This is a genomic window from Acinetobacter sp. AOR41_HL (genome assembly GCF_027854645.1).
Taxonomy (GTDB): domain Bacteria; phylum Pseudomonadota; class Gammaproteobacteria; order Pseudomonadales; family Moraxellaceae; genus Acinetobacter; species Acinetobacter nosocomialis.
On record NZ_JAKTHZ010000027.1, the window covers coordinates 89,115 to 105,239 of the forward strand.

The following is a 16,125-nucleotide window of genomic DNA, read 5'->3' on the forward strand; positions in this document are numbered from 1 at the left end:
CCACATTTCTATTCCAACCTTTCTCCAACCTTCTTCTTTATATCCTAATTATACAAAGTACGAAAGTACCTACTGACAGGGTTCTTGTTAGTCTTTAGTCCTAAAAAGCAAAGGAATATTTATATGCGCTATATCGATCCAAATCAACCAGGCTCAAAAGTTCAATTCAAATCACAATATGAAAATTTTATTGGCGGTGAATGGGTCGCACCTGTAAAGGGTGCGTATTTTGACAATGTATCTCCCGTTGACGGAAAAGCCTTTACACGTATTCCACGCTCTAGTGCCGAAGACATTGAACTCGCGCTAGATGCAGCGCACAAAGCTAAAGCAACATGGAATAAAGCATCTCCAACGGTACGCTCAAATATACTTTTAAAAATTGCCGATCGTTTAGAAGCAAATCTTGAAATGCTTGCGGTTGCAGAAACTTGGGATAACGGTAAAGCAGTTCGTGAAACTTTGGCAGCTGACCTTCCACTTGCAATCGACCATTTCCGTTATTTCGCAGGATGTATTCGTGCTCAAGAAGGCGGCATCTCTGAAATTGATGAAGATACCATTGCCTACCATTTCCATGAACCGCTAGGTGTGGTCGGACAAATCATTCCATGGAACTTCCCGATTTTAATGGCTGCATGGAAGCTCGCTCCTGCTTTGGCGGCTGGTAACTGTGTGGTGATTAAACCAGCTGAGCAAACTCCGGTAGGTATTTTGTTAGTTGCCGAACTTATCCAAGATATCTTACCGCCGGGCGTACTCAATATTGTGAATGGTTTCGGTGCAGAAGTTGGCCGCCCATTAGCGACAAGCCCACGTATTGCCAAAATTGCTTTCACAGGGTCAACACAAACTGGCCAAATGGTCATGCAGTATGCGACCGAAAATATTATTCCAGTTACGTTAGAGCTTGGTGGTAAGTCACCGAACCTTTTCTTTGAAGACATCATGGATAAACAGGATGACTTCTTAGAAAAAACACTTGAAGGTTTTGCCATGTTCGCCTTAAACCAAGGTGAAGTATGTACTTGTCCTTCTCGTGCTTTAGTACAAGAAAGTATTGCTGATCAATTCTTAGAGTTGGCCGTCGAACGTGTAAAACGCATTAAAACTGGTCATCCTCTCGATACTGAAACCATGATTGGTGCTCAAGCATCGTTACAACAACAAGAGAAAATCTTACGTTGTATTAATACGGGCCGCGAAGAAGGTGCAGAACTCTTACTAGGTGGTAGTGGCCGTAAAGAAGTAGGTGACGGTTTCTATGTTGATCCGACTATCTTTAAAGGCCACAACAGCATGCAAGTTTTCCAAGAAGAAATTTTTGGACCTGTACTTGCTGTGACAACATTTAAAGACTTTGACGATGCAATCAAAATTGCCAATGACACCATGTATGGTTTAGGTGCAGGTGTATGGTCACGTTCAGCTCACATTTCTTATCGAGCTGGTCGTGCTATTGAAGCTGGCCGTGTTTGGACAAACTGCTATAACATCTACCCTGCACATGCTGCATTTGGTGGTTACAAGAAGTCTGGTATTGGCCGTGAAAACCATAAAATGATGCTAGATCATTATCAACAAACTAAAAACTTGTTGGTGAGTTATTCAACTAAACCAATGGGCTTCTTCTAAATTTCGCACCAAGTTGATACCAAACTACCAACACTAGAAAGAAGTAAGATGACTAATTATATAAGAAGCCAGTAATTTAGATTGCTGGCTTCTTTATTTACGATTGTTAAGCTTGAATTTTTATCATGCAGAATAAAAAAGCTTCATCTACTCTCTGAAGTGCTTCATTTAGGCATTGCTTTTGCATTGATTCATACAAACCCACTCGCAGGAGTATTGTATGAATCAACCAGAAACAGCTTCCGTCATTTCTTCAAGCACAGAAGTCTCATCAGCAGAATATTTTGCTCAGCGTCAACTTAAACAAGGTACCGTGGGTTGGTTACTCCTGATTGGTTTAGGCGTAGCGTATGTGATATCAGGTGATTTTGCCGGCTGGAACTTTGGTATTGCCCAAGGTGGTTGGGGTGGTATGTTTATTGCCACTGCTCTTGCTGCGCTTATGTACTTATGTCTATGTCTTTCTATGTCAGAAATGTCCACCATGATGCCGACAGCAGGTGGCGGTTATAGTTTTGCACGTGCTGCCTTTGGTCCTTTCGGAGGCTACTTAACAGGTACGGCGATTTTAATTGAATACGCAATTGCGCCTGCTGCTATTGCCGTATTTATTGGTGGTTATTGCGAATCTCTATTTGGTATTAATGGCTGGATGATTTACCTCGCCTGTTATGCCATTTTTATGGGTATACATCTCAAAGGTGCCGGCGAAGCTTTAAAAATCATGTTTGCCATTACGCTAGTCGCTGCTGTTGCTCTTGTTGTGTTTATTACAGCAATGGCCCCACATTTTATTGCACAAAACCTTTTAGATATTCCCGTTAGCACAGCAACTGGTGCAAGTCGTTTTCTACCTCATGGCTATTTGGGCATCTGGGCCGCAGTTCCTTTTGCAATCTGGTTTTTTCTTGCAGTAGAAGGTGTTCCGTTAGCAGCAGAAGAAGCAAAAGATCCAGCCAAATCTCTGCCACGCGGTTTAATCGGTGCCATGCTCATCTTAACCGCGTTTGCTATGCTCATTTTGTTCTTGGGTGCAGGTGCGGCAGGTGCAAGTACTTTACAAAGCTCAAGCGCTCCCCTTGTAGATGCTTTAGTCAAAGTTTATGGCACCAACTCTTGGCTTGCGACATTCGTAAACTTTGTGGGTTTAGCTGGTTTAATCGCAAGTTTCTTCTCAATTATCTATGCCTATTCGCGTCAAATCTTTGCGCTGTCACGTGCTGGTTACTTACCGACGTCACTCTCGTTAACTAATAAAAACAAAGCCCCTTATCTCGCAATTATTATTCCAGGCATTATCGGGTTCCTGCTTTCACTTACCAAAGAAGGCGATTCACTGATTTTAATCGCGGTTTTTGGCGCAACTATTTCGTATGTGTTGATTCTTTTATCCCACATAAAATTACGTCTATCTAAACCCGACATGCCTCGTCCTTATAAAACTCCAGGTGGCATTGTGACCTCAAGTATTGCACTCATTTTAGCAGTCACTGCTGTGGTCGCAGGTTTTGTTGTTAATCCAAAAGTTTGGTTTATTGCTGCCGGCATCTATGTCGTATTTATTGCTTACTTCTTATTCTACAGCCGCTATCATTTAGTGAAAGGTACACCAGAAGAAGAGTTTGCAAATATTAAAGCTGCCGAACAAGAACTATAAAAAGGGATGCAACTATGAGTTATCGCAATATTGTCGCCAATCAACAGTATCATTTTGCGGATCTAAAAACTTTGATGGCCAAAGCTACACCGTTACGTTCAGGCGATGAGCTAGCAGGTATAGCTGCCAGAGATGCAACCGAACATGTTGCGGCACAAATGACTTTGGCCGATGTGCCACTGAAAAACTTTTTAAATGAAGTTGTAGTCGATTATGAATCTGATGAAATTACGCGTCTGATTATTGATGAACATGACTTAACAGCCTTTGCCCCTATTTCACACTTTACAGTAGGTGATTTTCGAAATTGGTTACTTGGAGAAGATGCAACTGCCCAAAGCTTAAAAGCTTTAGCATCAGGTTTAACTCCAGAAATGGTGGCTGCTGTCAGCAAAATTATGCGCAATCAAGATTTGATTTATGTCGCCAGCAAATGTGAAGTCATTACCCAGTTTCGTAACACCATTGGTTTAAAAGGTCATCTTTCTACCCGTTTACAACCTAATCACCCTACCGATGATGTACTCGGTATTTCAGCCAGTATTTTAGATGGTTTGATGTATGGCAATGGTGATGCCGTAATTGGCATTAACCCTGCCACGGATAACCTGCATAATTTGTCAGAGCTACTGAAATTGCTTGATCATGTCATTCAGGAATATCAAATTCCAACGCAATCTTGTGTACTTACGCATATCAGCTCAGGCATTCAACTGGCTGAAAAAAATGTACCGATTGATTTAATGTTTCAATCAATTGCCGGCACCCAACTTGCTAACGAAGGTTTTGGTATCTCGCTCGATTTATTACAAGAAGGATATGAAGCCACCCTCGCACTCAAGCGCGGAACCATTGGACACAACGTTATGTACTTTGAAACGGGTCAAGGGAGTGCCCTATCAAGCAATGCACATCACGGCGTTGACCAGCAAACCTTAGAAACTCGGGCCTACGCAGTGGCTCGTAAATATAACCCACTTTTGGTAAATACAGTCGTCGGCTTTATTGGCCCCGAGTACCTATTTAACGGTAAACAAATTATACGTGCAGGTTTAGAAGATCACTTCTGCGGTAAATTGCTTGGCGTGCCAATGGGCTGCGACATTTGTTATACCAACCATGCCGATGCCGACCAAAATGATATGGATGTACTTCTTACTTTATTTGGCGCCGCAGGCATTAACTTCATTATGGGAATTCCAGGTTCGGACGATGTCATGCTCAACTATCAAACGACTTCCTTCCATGATGCCCTCTATTTAAGACAACTCCTCGGTTTAAAACCCGCTCCTGAGTTCTCCGCTTGGCTTGAACAGCAAGGTATTTTTAAACAGCAAAACTCTCAAATTTGTTGGGCAGACCACATGCCTGACCAATTCTCTCGTCTGCTGATGAACTAGGGGAACACCATGAAACTGAACCGTGATATTCAATATCCATCTTCTACTCATCAAGATCAGTGGGAAAAACTTAAAGAGTTTACTGATGCCCGTATTGCTTTAGGTCGTGCTGGTTGCAGTATCCCAACACGGGCCTTACTTGAGTTCCAGTTGTCTCATGCGCAAGCAAAAGATGCTGTTTATCAACATATGGATGTTCCCTACTTGTCTGAACAATTACAGCACAAACAACTTCAAACTCTTCATATTCAAAGTAATGCTGCTAATAAGGAAATTTATCTTAAACGCCCAGATTTGGGACGCCAACTTTCAAACCCATCAAAAGAAACCTTAATTAAAGAGTATACAAAAAACCCACAGCAGTATGATGTTTGTATTGTGGTAGGTGACGGTCTCTCTGCAAGAGCGATTGAAGCAAATGCTATCGCATTTATTGCAGTGCTAAGCGAACATATTCAACAAGAAAACTGGAGCCTTGCGCCAATTATATTTGCAACAGGAAGCCGAGTTGCTTTAGGCGATGAAGTTGCAGAAATTTTTAAAGCCTCCATGCTGGTTATGCTTATTGGAGAGCGCCCAGGTTTAAGTTCTCCTGACAGTATGGGAGTTTACTACACATGGAATGCATATTCAGGTTGCCTTGACTCCAAACGCAACTGTATTTCCAACGTCCGTTCAGCAGGCTTAAGTATTCCAGTTGCGGTACAACGTTTAATGGCACTCATGAAAAAATCGAAGCAGCTTGGCTTTTCAGGAGTAAATTTAAAAGATGAACATCAACTTTCAAATATCGACCATAATGAAAACTCAAAGCTTTTATTTTAAATAGTAGGTTACGCATAGATATTTCTTACCTACAAAATATTTCTGCGTAACAAGATTATCTTAACGAAAAATAGCAATTTTCAGGTATTGACGATTTATATGGATATTTTCTTCTTTATATTTATCGCTATACTCCACCTATTGATCTTCTATGAATCATTTGTATGAGTACTACAAACGCCTTTCCTAAAACTATTTATGCCATTCAGCATCTTGCTTTCGAAGACTTAGGTTCATTAGAAGATGTCTTTTATCAACTTGGTTTTCGCGTCCGTTATTTTGAAGCTGGTGTAGATGATTTAACTCCTGCTTTCGCCCATGACGGTTTAACTATTATTTTAGGTGGTCCAATTGGAGTTTATGAAACTGAAGATTATCCATTTTTAAAAGATGAAATCGCTTTACTCAAACAACGTTTGGCAGCAGATAAACCAACACTTGGCATTTGCTTAGGTGCACAGCTTATAGCTCATGCACTTGGTGCCAAAGTATATGCAGGCCATCAAAAAGAAATTGGCTGGGGAGCTTTAAGCTTAAGTTTACGCCCTAATCAGGTATTGTCGCCTTTGCTTAATAATATCCATGTTTTACATTGGCATGGTGATACTTTCGACCTTCCTGAAAATGCAGCCCTTTTGGCGAGTTCAGATATTTATACTAACCAAGCCTTTGAAGTGGGTAATAATATTCTTGCTTTACAGTTCCACATTGAGACGACTCAAGAAAACTTTGAAAAATGGCTTATTGGTCACACATGTGAACTTCGTAATGCTGGAATTTCCATTCCTAAATTGCGTGAGCAAAATATCGAATATGCCCCTGCACTTGAACACGCTGCATTTGAATTAATTCAAAAATTCTTGAAAAGAATTGGTTATAGTGCATAAGTGAAGTAATTTCTAATGTTTAATGAATATTATTTTTTACCACTTGGTATTTTATGACTATTTTTTAAACAAAGAAACTTTATATTTTATTTTTAGAAACATTTCAGAAAAGTTTCAGTGTATTATTAATTTGTAACATAAAATATACGCTGATTTACTATGGATATCTGGAAGTTTCTTAAAAGCTTTAATACGGTCAATACTTACTTAATGCTTTCAACAATGCTTCTCATACTATTAGTTCTTTACTTTTATGTGATTAATCCTACCTAAGCTCTTTTGCCAAGGAAGCGAAATCATAAAGAAAAAGAATATTATGATGAGAAGACCTCCGAAAAAAGCCCAACCTTACAGTTGGGCTTTTTTAATATCTGTTGTTGACTCACAATATGTTGTTCGTCTTGCGAAAAAGTAAGAGATAAGCAATCTCAACTATCTACTCACAACATGTTGTTCGCCTTGCGAAAAAGTAAGAGATAAGCAATCTCGACTATCTACTCACAACATGTTGTTCGTCTTGCGAAAAAGTAAGAGATAAGCAATCTCTTACTTTTTCTCAGGTTTGAAGCTGTCTTTCAAATCAAGAACGCGGTTGAAGACAGGTTTTTCAGGAGTATGATCATGTTGGTCCGCAACGAAATAACCTTCACGTTCAAATTGGAAACGGTCTTCTGGTTTCGCTTGAGCTAAAGCAGGTTCAATCACAGCCTGAACGACTTTCAAAGAATCTGGATTTAAATTCGCTAAGAAATCATCACCAGTTTCAGGGTCAGCCTCTGTAAATAAACGATCATAAATACGTACTTCAGCAGGAATACCCTTGCTTGCAGATACCCAGTGAATCACGCCTTTTACTTTACGCCCTTCAGGATTCTTGCCTAAAGTGTCTGGATCGATTGAACATTTCAGCTCAACAACTTCACCATTTGCATCTTTGATGACTTCATCACACTTAATTACATATGCATGGCGTAAACGAACTTCACCATCCGGAATTAAACGCTTAAAGCCTTTTGGCGGTACTTCTTCAAAATCTTTACGGTCAATATAGATTTCTTTAGTTAATGGAATGACACGCTCACCCATATCGACATTTGGATGACGCGCATGTGTAAGGTCTAAATCTTCCGGTAAGTTTGTAAGTGTCACTTTTAAAGGATCTAACACAGCCATACCACGCGCTGCTGTATTCTCCAAAGATTGACGAATACAGAACTCAAGCATTGCAACATCAACAATACCGTCAGTTTTAGACACACCTACACGTTTACAGAAATCACGTAAGCCTTCTGGTGTAAAACCACGACGGCGCATACCAACAACTGTTGGCATACGAGGGTCATCCCAACCATTTACATAACCACCTTCAACCAACTTACGTAATTTACGTTTAGAAGTAATGGTGTAATCTACGTTCAAACGAGATGATTCGTATTGGTGCGGAACAGCTTTAGACTTAACCTTTTCAACAATCCAGTCATAGAATGGACGGTGATCTTGGAACTCCAATGTACAAAGTGAATGCGTGATTCCTTCAATTGCATCAGACAATGGATGAGCATAGTCATACATTGGGTAGATTTTCCATTTGTCGCCAGTTTGATGATGCTCTGAATGCAAAACACGATACAAAATTGGATCACGCATATGCACGTTCGGGCTTGTCATATCAATTTTAGCGCGTAAAACAGCTTCACCTTCTTTTAGTTCACCACTACGCATTTGTTCAAAGCGAGCAAGGTTCTCTTCAACAGATGCATCACGATATGGCGAGTTTTTCCCTGGTTCAACAAAACTACCACGGTTTAATTTAATTTCTTCTGGAGACTGCAAATCAACATATGCATCACCTTGCTCAATCAATTGAATTGCCCATGCATAAAGCTGATCAAAATAACCAGAAGCATAACGAGGCTCACCATTCCAGTTAAAACCAAGCCATTTCACATCATTAGCGATACCATCAACATATTCTTGTTCTTCTGCATCCGGATTCGTATCGTCAAAACGCAAATTACAGAGTCCATCAAACTCTTCTGCAACACCAAAGTTTAGACAGATTGCTTTTACGTGACCAATATGTAAATAACCATTTGGTTCTGGCGGAAAACGAGTTACGATTTGTTTGGTACGTCCGGCAGCTAAATCATCAGTAATGACTTGGCGAACAAAATCTAATCCAGCCTGTTGTTCTTGCTGCGCAGAATCGACAGAGGCATGAGTATTCGGTGTCGGGTTGTTTGGCAGGTTCGAGACAACATCATTAGGCTTCATAGTGTATCAATCACTTCTTTGTAGATAAAATTTCGAAAAAATAAACGCTATCTTCATTTTTCACAAAGATTTTAACGTTTTTTACTTGCCTTGTAGTTTACAGTTTGCTTATGCTTCTCTCAACCAAAAACCCATGGTCATAAGCCCATGTTTAGGAGATTAATGTAATGAGTTTTCCTCAAGTCGAATTAAACACCAATAAAGGTCGTATTGTTCTTGAACTAAATACTGAAAAAGCACCAAAAACAGTAGCAAACTTTTTAGAATACGTACGTGACGGTTTTTATGACGGCGTTATTTTCCACCGTGTCATTGATGGTTTCATGATCCAAGGCGGCGGGATGGATGAAAACTTCAAAGAAAAAGCAACTCGTGATGCAATTGAAAACGAAGCTGACAATGGTTTAAGTAACGATGTTGGTACAATTGCTATGGCACGTACTCAAGCGCCACACTCTGCTTCTGCACAATTCTTCATCAATGTAAAAAACAACTCTTTCTTGAACCATACTTCAAAAACTGCACAAGGTTGGGGTTATGCTGTATTCGGTAAAGTTGTTGAAGGTATGGACGTTGTAGACGCGATCAAAAGTGTACGTACAGGTAACCGTGGTTATCACGCTGACGTTCCTTTAGAAAACGTTGTTATCGAATCTGCTAAAATTATTTCTGAATAATTTTAGGATAAAGCTGTGACCTATCTGTTTATTTCAGATTTACATTTGTCACCTGAACACCCTCGACTCGTTCGAGGGTTTTTAGATTTGTTGGTACATTATCAAAATAAACAAACACAGCTTTATATTTTAGGTGACTGGTTTAATGCTTGGATTGGTGACGATTATTCAGCTCCTTGGCTCGACGAAATTGTCGAAGCTTTAAAAGTTTTTAATGAAAAAGGTAATCGTGTTTACTTTCAAGTCGGTAACCGCGACTTTGCTCTAAATCAGGTTTTCCTCAATAAGTTTAATGGTGTATTACTCCCCGATATTTATTATCTTAATATTGCAGGCCACCAATACCGTCTAGAACATGGCGATGCGTTATGTACGGATGATATTTCTTATCAAAGATTTAAAAAAATTATTCGAAATCCCCTTTTAGTTGCCTTTTTACGCCGTACGCCACTGAGCTTCCGTGCGAAGCTGGTCAATGGTTTCCGTAAAAGAAGCCATTCGGACAAACAGCAAAAAAGTTATGAGATTATGGATGTGAATGAACAAGCCGTGCTCTCCGCCCTAAAAGATATAGACATACTTATTCATGGGCACACTCATCGTCCAGCTATTCATAAAGTACAGAACAAACAACGAATTGTACTCGGTGACTGGAAAGAAGATCACGCACAAATTTTAGAAATTGATCCCTCTTCACATCTGCAGCAAATCAAACTAACTGATTGGTATTATTAATTGTCAGTTATTTTTCACATGCTTAGCTTGTTTATTTAAATCAAAATCCCAGATCATACATAGACAGGTAAGGAATACAAATTTCCAGCTTATATGTCCATATTTTTGATATTCGATGTATAAAATTAAAAGACACAATACAAATGCAAAAAACAGAAAGGCTTTAACAACTCTAATTTCTCGCAGCTTACTCTTTGCATCTTTGGGCATTAAATCAAACATTTTCAATAAATTAATAAAAAATTTATATAAGTATTATATTTCTTTATCACATTAAAATGCAGATGTTTTCTTATAAAATCGCGTATCATGCCAAAGATGAGAACACTTCGATTGTAATAAGATAGATATGGAGTAAGTATGGATTTACTAAATACGGTTAAAAGTCGCTACACCACAAAAGCGTATGATCCTGAGAAAAAAATTCCCCAAGAAAAATTCAATAAATTATTAGAAATTTTACGCTTCACCCCTTCTTCAGTGAATATTCAACCTTGGCATTTCTTGGTGGCTGACAATCTTGCTGCTAAAGAACGCATTGCTAAAGCCTTAACAGGGCGATATGCCTATAATGCTCCTAAAGTTCTTGAGTCATCACATACGCTTGTATTTTGTACAAGAACAGATATTTCACCCGAATATTTAAATCAATTACTTGAACAAGATGATTTAAGCGGTCGATTTAAAGATGAAAAAGCAAAACTTGGTCAAAAAGATACACGTCATGGCTACGTTGAGTTTTATCGCAATGAACAAAAAAATTTATTTGGCTGGATGGAAAACCAAACTTTTATTGCTTTAGGACAACTACTTTTTGCAGCTGGTCTTGAAGGCATAGATGCAACCCCAATGGGTGGCTTCAACGAAGATGTTTTAAATGAAGAATTTGGCTTAAAAGAAAAAGGCTTGCGTAGCTCTGTCATTGTCTCACTTGGCTATAGAAGTGAAAATGATTTCAATGCGAAGTTGCCAAAATCTCGTCTGCCAGATGAAGTTATTTTTACACATTTATAAGATTAGTAGAGTTCAAAAGAACAGTCTTTTGAACTCCTATTTCATAGCTAAGGCTAGACAAACCAATCCACTTATTCCCAAAATCGTTCCTAAAATCGTTGGGAGTTTTAATTTTTCTTTATATAAAACTACACCACAAACTATCCCAAGTAATACCACTAAAATATTCATGCTTGCAAAGACAATCGCTGGTGAATCTTTAAGTAAAATATGTGCTTTAACATACAAGGCAATGTTTGAAAAATTAAGTACACCTAGTATTAATCCAGCCACAGTATTTTTAAAATTCCATGCTGACTTTTTTTGGAATAATAAATAAATTATTGATAATACAAAGGCTGTAATAAAAATCAGATTCAAAGTTAACGTAAATTGTAGCCCCAAACTACTCGTGTATTTTAACAAGACATCTACAGCAGCATAACCAAACCAGACACTCATTAAAGCAAGAATTGCCTTTTTCGATTGATGGCCTGAAGTGCCATTTATCTGCCCAAATACGATTAAAATAACAGCAAAAATTCCTAAACCAATACCTAATAATTTAAGAGAATTAAACCGTTCTTGAAAAAAGAAATAAGCTGCTAATAAAGAAAGTACCACTGACAATCGCTGAGCAATTTCTGTTTTGACGATACCGGCATGCTCTAAGGATTTCGCAAGACATAAAAAAATACTCGGTAAAATGATGCCTAAAGCAACGATTAGCCACCAAGGCATGTGTTGTATAGAAATATGCTGAATATCTGGCTTAAACCACCAATAACATAACAAGCTGGCACTTGCATAATTCCATGCAATCATTTGCATGGGTTGATAGCCCTTTTTCTTTAAATTTTTTAGTAATACAGACACCAGAACACTGCACAGCGCCGCAGCAAATATTAATATCATTTGCGAATAACCTATTAAACTGAATTTTCAAGAAAGCGAGATGCACTACAAATAACTGAATATACTTTTTATATTTTTAAAGCCATAAAAAAACCAGCCATCACTGACTGGTTTTTCTAAGCTAATCAATTAACGATTATTTTCGTCGTCTTGACCATCTTCAAATTTAGAATCGTTGTCGAAACCGCCTTGATGACCACCGAAGCCGCCTTGACCACCGAAGCCGCCTTGACCACCGAAGCCACCTTGACCACCGAAGCCGCCTTGACCGCCGAAGCCGCCTTGACCACCGAAGCCACCTTGACCACCGAAGCCACCTTGACCACCGAAGCCAGCGCCTTGAGCACCACCAAAGCCAGCGCCTTGACCACCGAAGCCACCTTGACTACCACCCTGAGCTGGGAAACCTGCACCTTGTGCACCTGCTGGACGTGGGTTACGAGCTGGAACAACTGTAGAAATTGCGTGTTTGTAAACCATTTGACTTACAGTATTTTTTAATAAAACAACATATTGGTCAAAAGATTCAATATGACCTTGTAATTTAATACCGTTAACAAGGAAAATAGAAACTGGGATACGTTCTTTACGGAGAGAATTTAAGAACGGATCTTGTAAAGTTTGACCTTTAGACATTTTTAACTCCAAAAAAAAATTTTTAAATCAGCGCAAAAAAACTATCTTTATTTTTCAACTAAAAATTATAAAAAGACAGTGTGCAAATTTTGCTTTATCCATAAGAGTTTCGCAAGTCTTCTTTCGCCTGCTTTATCGTCAAGTAAGTTTTAAAATCGTGTATTTCTTGCAAAGAACGTAACCACGTATATTGACGTTTGGCAAGTTGTCGTGTTGCAAATAAGGCTTTATCCTCCATTTCTTGCTTTTTTTTGAGACTCATATCACTTTTTAATAGAAATTCTAGAGCTTGTCGATAACCAACAGAACGCATAGAGGGTAAATTTTCATCTAAATCGTATTTTTCAATTAGAGATTCAACTTCACTCAAAAAACCGATATCCCACATTTTGCTTAATCTTTGCTCAATGCGTTGATGTAATTCTAACCGATCTGGAAGCAAAGCATAGTTATGAAATATGTATCGATATGGTACGTTTTTTGGTTGTTCTGCCTGTAATTTGGTAATTGGTTGACCTGTAATACGATAAACTTCTAACGCCCGAATAATTCTTTGTTTATCAGAAACCATGAATTTCACACCAGCTGCCGGATCTACTGCCACCAGTTCATCATAAACAGCTTGCCACCCTTCATTCACTGCTTTTTCTTCAATTGCTGCACGAACATTTGCATCTGCGCTTGGCAAGTTACTTGATAATCCTTCTAGGAGCGCCTTGAAATACAGCATGGTTCCTCCTACCAAAATAGGAGTTTTGCCGCGTGAATGCATCTCGTCAATTAAAACACAAGCATCTTCAACAAACTGGGCAGCCGAATAGACCTCAAGTGGAGTAATAATATCTATTAAATGATGTGGATATAGCTCCTGCTCTTCACGTGTTGGTTTAGCCGTACCAATATCCATATCTTTATATACAAGTGCAGAATCAACCGAAATTAACTCAAAATCTCCACGTTCATAGAGTTCACATGCCAAAGCGGTTTTTCCGCTTGCAGTCGGTCCCATTAAATTGATGACGGGCAGTTGGTTTGACATGTAAAACTACTCTCCTCGAGCAAATAATTTATCTAGTTGAGATAATGGAAATGCACGCCAAGTTGGGCGACCATGGTTACATTGGCTCGCAAATTCGGTTTGTTCCATTTGGCGAAGTAAAGCATTCATTTCTGAGAGACTAAGTTGTCGATGGGCACGTACTGCACCATGACACGCCATACCAGCTAACAGTTCATCACGCTTTTGCAATAAACCTTGTGCTTCATCATTTGGATCTAAGTCATTGAGAAGTTCGGGAATAAGATTTTCAAAATCTGCTTTTTGCAAAATAGCCGGCACACCACGCACAATGACTTGCTCATCGCCATATAAATCAATCTCTAGCCCTAAGCGTTCAAGCTGAGGTTTTAAATCCTCAACACGAACAGCTTGCATACGACTAATTGAGATCACTTTAGGAATAAGCAACTGTTGAGATGTCCAAAACTCAGGTTTATCCCAAGCATTTTTCATTTGTTGCAGCAAAATACGTTCATGCGCTGCATGCATATCAACAATAATCAAACCTTCAGTATTTTGCGCCAAAATATAAATCCCATGCAGCTGAGCAATTGCGATACCTAATGGAAATTCATCTACTTTAGCAACTGGTTCAACATTTTCATCAACTGTAAAATTGGTAGCAGGGTGGTCACGTAATGGCGCCAAATAAGTCTTTAATGCGTTATTTAACTGCGCAGAACCATTATATTTTGGAGTTTGTTCTGCATAGTGAACAGCTTGGGGACGACTATTATTAAAATCAGTTAAAAGCTCAGTCGAAGGTTGAGAACTATTCGGCTTATCTAGAGTTGTATCAGCGGCTTGCGCTGTACGGTGCAATATAAATTGTTCTTGGTATTTAGGCTGAGGTTGTACCGAAAGATTTTGTGTATCTTCCACTTTCATGGCTTGTGCTAAATCAGCACTAGCTGTCTGAAATTGTGCTAGCGTTTCTTTAGCATAATGTCTTACAAACTCATGTACTTCTCGTTGATTTAGAAAACGAATCTCATGTTTCGTCGGATGAACGTTAACATCAATATTTTCAGGGTCGACTTCTAAGAAAAGCAAATAAGATGAATGCTGATGACCATGTAAAATACCGTCGTATGCCATTCTTAAAGCATGTGAAATAGTTTTATCTTTCACAATTCGGCCATTTACATATACATATTGTAAGTCTGCTTGAGCACGTGCATCAGAAGGATGCCCTAGCCAACCTGACAAACGCATGTTAATACTTTCGGCGTCGATCCAGTAAGCATTTTGAACAAACTGTTGACCCAATAATTGCTGTACACGCTGAAATCTTAATTCACCGCTATCTGCTATTGGTAAATTAATTCGAATATTGTCATTGTGCTCAAGTACAAAACGTATATCAAAATGTGTTAGCGCCAAACGACGTACAATTTCTTCAATATGCCCAAATTCAGTGGTTGGCTTTTTTAAAAATTTACGACGAGCAGGTACATTAAAAAATAAGTCCTGAACTCGAATATGGGTGCCCTTTTGTGCAGCAACAGCTTGGACTTGTTGATGATCAAAGGCTGTACCATTCACCTCGACCTGATGACCAATTCCGCTTTCATCTTGGCTACTGGTTAAAGTCAATCGTGAAACCGCAGCAATAGAAGCAAGTGCTTCACCACGGAAACCTAAGCTAACAATCGCGTGTAAATCTTCTGCTGTTTTAATTTTACTGGTTGCATGGCGCATCACTGCTAATGGTAAATCATCAGGATGAATTCCATGTCCATTGTCAATAATTTCGATTAATGTTGAGCCGCCTTGTGCAATCCGCACAATTAACTCAGTTGCACCTGCATCAATTGAGTTCTCTAATAATTCTTTTACGACCGATGAGGGACGTTCAATCACCTCACCAGCAGCAATCTGGTTGGCTAACGCGGCGTCTAATGTATGAATACGACGTTGTGTTAGCTTTTCATCAGTCATGAAGCTGTTCCTGCAAAGTCTGGTACAAATGCTCTGTTGGTAAAGTTAAAGTGACGAAACGATTGAGTTCATCATCTGATTTTTGAATATCAATAACGATATCTGCCTCAGGGATTTCGTCTCCACCTTTTGATGGCCACTCAAATAAAAATAGTGCATCCTGAATATCTAAATAATCACGGATTCCCATTAATTCAAGTTCGTACGGATCATTGAGACGATATAAGTCAAAATGAAAAATTTCTTTATTATTGATTTTATATGGTTCAACCAACGTATATGTCGGACTTTTAACCGAGCCTTTATGCCCCAGAGCTTGCAAAAGATAACGGGTTAATGTCGTTTTACCGGCGCCCAAATCTCCAATCAGATAAATCACGCCAGCTTGAACATGCTGCGCCAATGCCTGAGCTAAACGCTGGGTATCTTCTTCATGATTTAAGACCATTTTCAATGAATACGACATAACACACATAACATGATTCAAAAT

15 protein-coding genes are annotated in these 16,125 nt (G+C 39.0%); 8 read left to right on the forward strand and 7 right to left on the reverse strand.

Annotated features, from left to right (window positions below; genetic code table 11):
* The first annotated feature begins 123 nt into the window (after positions 1–123).
* From exaC to MKL35_RS11195, 5 genes are all read left to right on the forward strand, one after another.
* Positions 124–1,635, forward strand: a complete 1,512-nt coding sequence (exaC, locus tag MKL35_RS11175; RefSeq protein ID WP_032010759.1) for an acetaldehyde dehydrogenase ExaC — start codon at positions 124–126, stop codon at positions 1,633–1,635.
* A 220-nt stretch (positions 1,636–1,855) separates the two neighbouring features.
* Complete coding sequence (gene eat, locus MKL35_RS11180; protein ID WP_032010757.1) at positions 1,856–3,292, forward strand: ethanolamine permease; 1,437 nt, start codon at positions 1,856–1,858, stop codon at positions 3,290–3,292.
* A 14-nt stretch (positions 3,293–3,306) separates the two neighbouring features.
* Positions 3,307–4,692: an ethanolamine ammonia-lyase subunit EutB gene (locus MKL35_RS11185; protein ID WP_002049003.1), complete on the forward strand. Its 1,386-nt coding sequence runs from the start codon at positions 3,307–3,309 to the stop codon at positions 4,690–4,692.
* Between the two features lie 9 nt (positions 4,693–4,701).
* Positions 4,702–5,517 carry an ethanolamine ammonia-lyase subunit EutC gene (gene eutC, locus MKL35_RS11190; protein WP_032010755.1) on the forward strand — a complete coding sequence of 272 codons (816 nt, stop codon included), beginning with the start codon at positions 4,702–4,704 and terminating at the stop codon, positions 5,515–5,517.
* A gap of 164 nt (positions 5,518–5,681) precedes the next feature.
* Positions 5,682–6,404 (forward strand): glutamine amidotransferase, encoded by a 723-nt coding sequence (locus MKL35_RS11195; protein ID WP_002048996.1) that lies wholly within the window; start codon positions 5,682–5,684, stop codon positions 6,402–6,404.
* A 546-nt stretch (positions 6,405–6,950) separates the two neighbouring features.
* Here the strand turns inward: MKL35_RS11195 and MKL35_RS11200 are convergent.
* A complete protein-coding gene (locus tag MKL35_RS11200) occupies positions 6,951–8,678 on the reverse strand; it encodes a glutamine--tRNA ligase/YqeY domain fusion protein (protein WP_032010753.1) in 1,728 nt (575 codons plus the stop codon).
* 167 nt (positions 8,679–8,845) lie between these two features.
* On the opposite strand from MKL35_RS11200, the gene MKL35_RS11205 reads away from it, so the two are divergent.
* Positions 8,846–9,355 carry a peptidylprolyl isomerase gene (locus tag MKL35_RS11205; RefSeq protein WP_002049022.1) on the forward strand — a complete coding sequence of 170 codons (510 nt, stop codon included), beginning with the start codon at positions 8,846–8,848 and terminating at the stop codon, positions 9,353–9,355.
* A gap of 15 nt (positions 9,356–9,370) precedes the next feature.
* Positions 9,371–10,090 (forward strand): UDP-2,3-diacylglucosamine diphosphatase, encoded by a 720-nt coding sequence (locus tag MKL35_RS11210; protein ID WP_031982596.1) that lies wholly within the window; start codon positions 9,371–9,373, stop codon positions 10,088–10,090.
* Positions 10,091–10,093: 3 nt separating this feature from the next.
* Here MKL35_RS11210 and MKL35_RS11215 read toward each other — a convergent pair whose 3' ends face one another.
* Positions 10,094–10,312 (reverse strand): hypothetical protein, encoded by a 219-nt coding sequence (locus tag MKL35_RS11215; protein ID WP_022575521.1) that lies wholly within the window; start codon positions 10,310–10,312, stop codon positions 10,094–10,096.
* 138 nt (positions 10,313–10,450) lie between these two features.
* On the opposite strand from MKL35_RS11215, the gene nfsB reads away from it, so the two are divergent.
* On the forward strand, positions 10,451–11,104 hold the full coding sequence (nfsB, locus tag MKL35_RS11220; RefSeq protein WP_032010749.1) for an oxygen-insensitive NAD(P)H nitroreductase: 654 nt from the start codon (positions 10,451–10,453) through the stop codon (positions 11,102–11,104).
* A 36-nt stretch (positions 11,105–11,140) separates the two neighbouring features.
* Here the strand turns inward: nfsB and MKL35_RS11225 are convergent, their stop codons facing one another.
* The 5 genes from MKL35_RS11225 to tsaE form a co-directional block, all read right to left on the reverse strand.
* Positions 11,141–11,998 carry a DMT family transporter gene (locus MKL35_RS11225; protein WP_032010747.1) on the reverse strand — a complete coding sequence of 286 codons (858 nt, stop codon included), beginning with the start codon at positions 11,996–11,998 and terminating at the stop codon, positions 11,141–11,143.
* Positions 11,999–12,127: 129 nt separating this feature from the next.
* Complete coding sequence (gene hfq / locus MKL35_RS11230; RefSeq protein ID WP_000033651.1) at positions 12,128–12,634, reverse strand: RNA chaperone Hfq; 507 nt, start codon at positions 12,632–12,634, stop codon at positions 12,128–12,130.
* A 94-nt stretch (positions 12,635–12,728) separates the two neighbouring features.
* The gene (miaA, locus tag MKL35_RS11235) at positions 12,729–13,673 is read right to left on the reverse strand and encodes a tRNA (adenosine(37)-N6)-dimethylallyltransferase MiaA (RefSeq protein ID WP_032010744.1); all 945 of its coding nucleotides are present in this window, start codon (positions 13,671–13,673) and stop codon (positions 12,729–12,731) included.
* 6 nt (positions 13,674–13,679) lie between these two features.
* Positions 13,680–15,635 carry a DNA mismatch repair endonuclease MutL gene (gene mutL / locus MKL35_RS11240; protein WP_032010742.1) on the reverse strand — a complete coding sequence of 652 codons (1,956 nt, stop codon included), beginning with the start codon at positions 15,633–15,635 and terminating at the stop codon, positions 13,680–13,682.
* Complete coding sequence (gene tsaE, locus MKL35_RS11245) at positions 15,628–16,101, reverse strand: tRNA (adenosine(37)-N6)-threonylcarbamoyltransferase complex ATPase subunit type 1 TsaE (RefSeq protein WP_032010741.1); 474 nt, start codon at positions 16,099–16,101, stop codon at positions 15,628–15,630. Before tsaE ends, mutL begins: the two co-directional genes overlap by 8 nt.
* Positions 16,102–16,125 lie beyond the last annotated feature (24 nt).